The organism is Pseudomonas sp. 05T35 (genome assembly GCF_056396605.1).
The window spans coordinates 1-5,857 of record NZ_JBFTLU010000284.1; the positions used below are offsets into that span (position 1 = coordinate 1).

General features: G+C 59.6%; 5 protein-coding genes and 1 pseudogene. 4 read left to right on the forward strand and 2 right to left on the reverse strand.

The window, feature by feature from the left end:
• A pseudogene (locus AC1DH9_RS20125) lies at positions 1 to 1,552 on the forward strand (hypothetical protein); the annotation flags it as partial.
• A 120-nt stretch (positions 1,553 to 1,672) separates the two neighbouring features.
• Here AC1DH9_RS20125 and pdxR read toward each other — a convergent pair.
• Positions 1,673 to 3,223, reverse strand: a complete 1,551-nt coding sequence (gene pdxR / locus AC1DH9_RS20130; protein ID WP_477808652.1) for a MocR-like pyridoxine biosynthesis transcription factor PdxR — start codon at positions 3,221 to 3,223, stop codon at positions 1,673 to 1,675.
• Between the two features lie 104 nt (positions 3,224 to 3,327).
• Between pdxR and AC1DH9_RS20135 the strand changes: the two genes are divergently transcribed.
• From AC1DH9_RS20135 to AC1DH9_RS20145, 3 genes are read left to right on the forward strand one after another with little or no spacing between them, the layout of a single operon-like run.
• Positions 3,328 to 3,957, forward strand: a complete 630-nt coding sequence (locus AC1DH9_RS20135) for an FMN-binding negative transcriptional regulator (protein WP_427541252.1) — start codon at positions 3,328 to 3,330, stop codon at positions 3,955 to 3,957.
• A 2-nt stretch (positions 3,958 to 3,959) separates the two neighbouring features.
• A complete protein-coding gene (locus tag AC1DH9_RS20140; RefSeq protein WP_477808653.1) occupies positions 3,960 to 4,406 on the forward strand; it encodes an N-acetyltransferase family protein in 447 nt (148 codons plus the stop codon).
• A 17-nt stretch (positions 4,407 to 4,423) separates the two neighbouring features.
• Complete coding sequence (locus AC1DH9_RS20145) at positions 4,424 to 5,104, forward strand: GNAT family N-acetyltransferase (protein ID WP_427541258.1); 681 nt, start codon at positions 4,424 to 4,426, stop codon at positions 5,102 to 5,104.
• Between the two features lie 39 nt (positions 5,105 to 5,143).
• Here AC1DH9_RS20145 and AC1DH9_RS20150 read toward each other — a convergent pair.
• The coding region (locus AC1DH9_RS20150; RefSeq protein WP_477808654.1) for a homocysteine S-methyltransferase family protein at positions 5,144 to 5,857 on the reverse strand (714 nt) is incomplete at its 5' end.

The following is a 5,857-nucleotide window of genomic DNA, read 5'->3' on the forward strand; positions in this document are numbered from 1 at the left end:
GCTGGGTACTCAGTTGTTCTTCAATCAAACCGGGATCGATCAACAGCATGCCACCTACACCCAGACGCTACGTCGTACTTTCGAGCTTCTTGAACAAGCGGAGACAGAAGGAAACGAGCTGGACCGCGATACGCTGCTGAAAATGACGGATCTGACCGAAGAGCTCATCAACAAGATCGATTTCGCTCAATCGCGCTTCCAGGAACTGAGCACGCTCGGAAAGAACGCCGCCGAGCTGGCCCACGAGTACAAACAGAAATTACCCACCTTTGACGTGCAGGATCTGAAAGCATTCCAGGTCACTCTGGCCAAGGAGCTGTGCTTGAAAGACGGCAATATCCCCCTCATGGCCGAGGCCAGGATTGCCATGGACAGTATCGGTGAGCATGCCGACCTGACCATTCAGGCATCCATGGAGGTGTCCCTTGAGGATAACGAACTCAACCTTGGTGAACGCATCGAGACCCTCAATACCCTGGTGAGTCAGTTCACAGCCATCGACCAGCGCCTTGAAGACTTCGCAATCGACTACCCCGAGCAACTGATCCAGCAGCAGTTTGACCGTCTGCGTAAGCGAACCAATGAGTTCCATCAGGCGACGGTCAACTACCTGGTGCAGTTGCTGCGCGAGCGAGAGGCCCTGGAGCCCAAGCCTGGTCCCTCACGAGTCGCTGCACCACCGCGCAAAAAAATCATCAAGACCCGTTACAAGGGCATAGTCGTCGGTGAAGTCCGCAAGGACACGCCGGTCGATGAGGTTCTGGTCGACGTCACCGAGCCGATGACGGGCAAAGTCATTGCTACCTTCCATGAGAAAACGCCCGGCGTCTGGCTTGAGCGAGCGACCAGAAAGCCTTCAACGGCAACCGGCCTGGTTCTGGATCTGGGCGCCCAGGTAGAGGTCGGTCAGGCGCTGCTCAATGATCTGGAAACCTTCATCAACCGCACCAGAGCGCACTCAAAACGCCCGAACCGGATTCCGGTGGAAATAGAGGATATGTTTCAGCAGCAAGCTCGAAAACTGCAGCGTGCAGCCAACGGCATTGAAGAGTCCTTGAGTACCGGCAACACCACGGACACTCAATCGGATTCAGCCAAGACCCTGAAAAAACAGCTCACCGAAGCGGTCGCGCGACTTTACTCAGAAGGTCATATGACCCGGCTGGAAATGATCAAACTGCAACCTCCCACTGCCGCACGCATCGAGTGGTTACGCAGCAAAAACGCGGTCGACATCGTCCGCAACGGCGAACGCAAACGACTCAAAGGCCCTGGGAAGGATTACCTTCAGGAATACGAAATTCTTGACCGAAAAACCCGTAAACCGCTGTGGTACGCGCACTTCCATTACGCCGGGCTCACGGGCCCTGCCGACTCGTTTACGGCGGCTCACCTGAAAACCCGTGATCAACGATTATTGAAGGGGCGCTTCGACTGGCATGCGACAACCAGCAATCACGAGCTGATTGCGGTCTATCGCAGTGAGATCAGCCCGCAACAGGCCAAAGCATTGTTCTTCACGCAGGCACCACCCTCTGCCTCAGGGTCGTGAGTCACACGCCCGACTAGAACCTGAGACCCGCGCTGATGCGGGTCTTTTTTGCACGCATATTCAGTTACCGCCTGGGGCTTTCAGTTTTCCCACCTGCCTCACGACTCAGCCCTCCAAATCTCAGCGGCACCAGACCTTTTTCAACCGCCCGAGCGCTGCCTTGATCGCCTCCTCGGGCACCGCCGCGAAACCCAGCACCAGCCCGGCGCGCTGGTCTGGCAGGGTGCATGACTCCGGCAGCCAATAGTTGCTCAGGCCATTGATCTCGACGTCAACACTCGCTGCGGCGTCGATCAATTCGCGCTCGCGGGCCTGAGTGTCGACCGCCACCGTCAAGTGCAGCCCCGCCGCGACACCTGGCAGGCTGCCAACACCCGGGATATCCACAGGCCAACCCGCCAACAGCGTGTTGCGCCGACTCAAGGCCGCGCGCCGCATACGGCGAATATGCCGCTGAAAATGCCCGGCAGCCATGAACTCGGCCATCACTGCCTGAGTGCTCACCTCGGAATGGCGCACATCCACCGCACGACGCTGGGAGAACGCGTCTACCAGGCCCATCGGTAACACCAGATACCCCAGACGCAATGCCGGAAACGCGACTTTGCCGAAGGTGCCGACGTAAAGCACTCGACCCTGTCGATCCAGCGCCGCCAAGGGCGCCAGTGGAGCGCCGCTGTAGCGATACTCGCCGTCGTAGTCATCCTCGATGATCCAGCCGTCAGTGCGTTCAGCCCAGGCGAGCAATTCCAGACGCCGCGCCAGGCTCATGATCACCCCGGTCGGATATTGATGAGACGGCGTGACGTAGGTCAATCGACAGTCGCTCAACTCAGCCAGTTCGGCACAATTGATGCCTTCGTTGTCCACCGAGACCCCATGCAAACGCGCCCCGGCTACGGCGAAGGCATGCCCAGCCGCGCGATAGCCGGGGTTTTCCACAGCCACCCCATCGCCGGGCTCCACCAGCAGCTGTGCACAAAGGCTAATCCCCTGCTGTGCGCCACTGGTGATCACAATTTGCTCAGCACTGCACTGCATGCCGCGCGAACTGCGCAAATAGGCCGCGATCAATCCGCGCAAGCGCTCGTAACCTTCGGGCGCGCCGTAACACAGTTGCTGTAAATCCGGCTTACGCCAGAAAGCCGCATTCAGCTTGGCCCAGACCTCAAACGGGAACAGATCAAAGGCCGGCACACCCACCCGAAAAGCCCTCGGCGGACCACTTGGAGGCCTGGGCAAATGGTGCTTCTCGACCCGCTCCAAAGCACCACTGTGGATAACTTTACTGGATGAAACCCCAGGTAAATCCGGCCATTTTGTGGATAACCCTGTGGGTAAGCCTGTTGGTAACCCTGTGGATACTTTTGTGGATAGTTTTTTCGTCGGTAACRCAGTCTGCGGCAATTGCGCCACGTATGTGCCGTCCCCCACCCGTCCCTCGATGAAACCTTCGGCGTAGAGTTGATCGTAGGCACGGACCACGCTATTGCGTGAAATCGACAACGCCGCAGCCAGATCGCGGCTGGCAGGCAAGCGTGTGCCACTCACCAGCCGACCGTCGAGCACACGCAGGCGCAAGGCCTGATAAAGCTGACGACTCAAGCCCTGACGGCGATCGAGTTCGATACCCGCCGGGTTGAACGACAGGGACAGCGGCGGGTTGTTCATGGCAATGGAGCCTCGCTAATGGACCTACGAAATTGGCTGTTAATGGCTCTTACAACAGACCAATAGCCTGCCTAGGATAAAGGCATTCGCCAAGGAAAATATCCATGTATACCCCCAGCGCATTTGCCATCGAAGACCTTCCCGCCCTGCATCAGCAGATCCTCGACACACGCCTGGCCATCCTCGTCACTCACGGTGAGCAGGGCTTGCAGGCCAGCCATGTGCCGCTGTTGCTCAGCCCGGAACAAGGGCCGAATGGCACCCTTTACGGCCACTTGGCCCGAGCCAATCCACAGTGGCAGGAGCTGGAAGCCGGGGCCGAGGCGCTGGTGATTTTTGCCGGGGCCGATGCTTACGTCAGCCCGTCGTACTACCCCAGCAAAGCGGACCACGGCAAAGTTGTGCCAACCTGGAACTATGTGGCGGTACACGCCTATGGCAACGCCGAAGTGTTCAGCGATGCTCATCGCCTGCGCAATGTGGTCAGCGCCCTGACCGATCGCCATGAACGCGACCGCACCCAGCCGTGGAAAGTCGACGACGCGCCGGCCCATTACATCGACGGCATGCTCAAGGCCATTGTCGGCTTCGCCCTGCCGATCCAGCGTCTGGAAGGCAAGCGCAAGCTCAGCCAGAACCGCAGTACCGCAGACATCACCGGCGTGCGCGAAGGGCTGATCGCCAGCGCCAATCCGCACGACCAGGCCCTCGCCCACCTGATGCCCAAGGAATGATCATGAGTCAGATCGAGATTCGCCGTGTTACCGCCGATGACCACGCAGCCTGGCTGCCGTTGTGGCAAGCCTACCTGCGTTTCTACAACACCGAGCTGCCGGAGGCTGTCAGCCACAGCACCTGGCAACGGTTCCTCGACCCGAGCGAGCCGACTCACGCCGCCCTCGCCTGGGCCGATGGCAAAGCGGTGGGCATGGTGCATTTCATCTATCACCGCTCGAACTGGAGCATCGAAAACTCCTGCTACCTGCAAGACTTGCTGGTGACGCCCGAAACCCGTGGCACCGGCGTCGGCCGCAAGCTGATCGAATTCGTCTACKCCACTGCCAAGGCGGACGGTTGCTGCAAGGTTCATTGGCTGACCCACGAAACCAACGGCACCGCGATCCAGCTCTACGAGCGCATTGCCGAACGTCCTGGTTTCATCCAGTTTCGCAAAGCCCTTTAAGGCTCAAGGAGAGCAACATGTCGACTTCACTCGCTGACTGGAAAGGCGCTCCAGCTCCCTCGGTTCAACTGATCGAAGGACGCTTCATTCGCCTGGAAAAACTCGACCCGGCACGCCACGCCGACGGCTTGTTCAAAGCCCTGCAAGGCCCGGGCGCCGACCCGAAGCTGTGGGATTACTTGCCTTACGGCCCGTTCCCGGAACGCAGCGCGTTCAACGACTGGCTGAACAACCACGCGGCCAACAGCGACCCGTATTTCTTCAGCGTCATCGACCGTACCAGCGGTGAAGTGCAAGGCCTTCTCAGCCTGATGTCGATCGTCCCGGCCCACGGGCGCATCGAAATCGGCCACGTCACCTTTGGCGCCCCGATGCAGCGCTCACCGAAAAGCACCGAAGCGGTGTACCTGCTGGCCAAGGAATCGTTCGCTCTGGGCTACCGTCGCCTGGAATGGAAGTGCAACAACGGCAATGCCCGCTCCAAATACGCCGCCGAACGCCTGGGCTTCAGCTTTGAAGGCGTGTTCCGCCAGCACATGGTGGTCAAGGGCCAGAACCGCGACACCGCGTGGTATTCGATCCTGGACTCGGAGTGGCCGGCGATTGGGGCGGGATTTGAGAAGTGGCTGAGCGAGGAAAATCAGACGGATTCGGGTCAGTTGAAAACGCTGGCTGAGTGCCGGGGTAATGGCGCCTGATGACCGTTCCCACGCGAAGCGTGGGAACATCTTTTGGCTTTACGCCAGCTTCTGCGCCAACACCGCAATATGCTCCGGGCCAATCCCGCAGCAACCACCGAGATGGCTCGCACCGCGTTTCTGCCAATCGGCCGCCCAATGCAGGTAACCGGGCGGATCGAGGTCCTCGCGCAACGGGTCCAGACCATCATTGGCCGTGGCCTCTTTCGGTTGCGGCGGGAAGGCGTTGGCGTATGCGCCGATGTGTACTTTCACACCCAAACGCTCAAAGGTTTCCCGCGCAGCATCAATCGCCGCACCGATTACTTCCGGCTGGCTGCAGTTGAACAGCAGCGTCTCGACCCCCAGCTCTGCGGCCACCGCAGCGGCATCGGCCACKGGTTCACCTGAACGCAAACGCGGTACTTCGTCCGTGTCTTCATCCTTCAAGGTAAACGACAGCCAGAACGGCTTGCCGTCCTTTGGCAAACCGGCATGAATAGCCCGCGCCTCGACAATCGAACTCTGGGTTTCAGCCAGCCACAGATCGACATGAGGTGCCAGCCCCGTCACCAATGGCGTCAGCAATTCAGTCACCCGGGCAGCATCAAAAAGGTCCGGACGATAGGAACCGAACAGCGGCGGCAATGAACCCGCCACACGCACGGGCTGTCTAGCCGCGTCGGCTGCACGCCGTGCCAGCTCCCCCGCCAATGCGGCGAGCGCCTGACCTTCAGCCGCAAAACGTTCTTCACCGATATGAAACGGCACCAC

Excerpts from the sequence above, each read along its gene's own strand:
- AC1DH9_RS20135 (WP_427541252.1), top strand. The coding sequence starts at position 3,328 with ATGTATACCCCCAGCGCATTTGCCATCGAAGACCTTCCCGCCCTGCAT.
- AC1DH9_RS20145 (WP_427541258.1), top strand. The coding sequence starts at position 4,424 with ATGTCGACTTCACTCGCTGACTGGAAAGGCGCTCCAGCTCCCTCGGTT.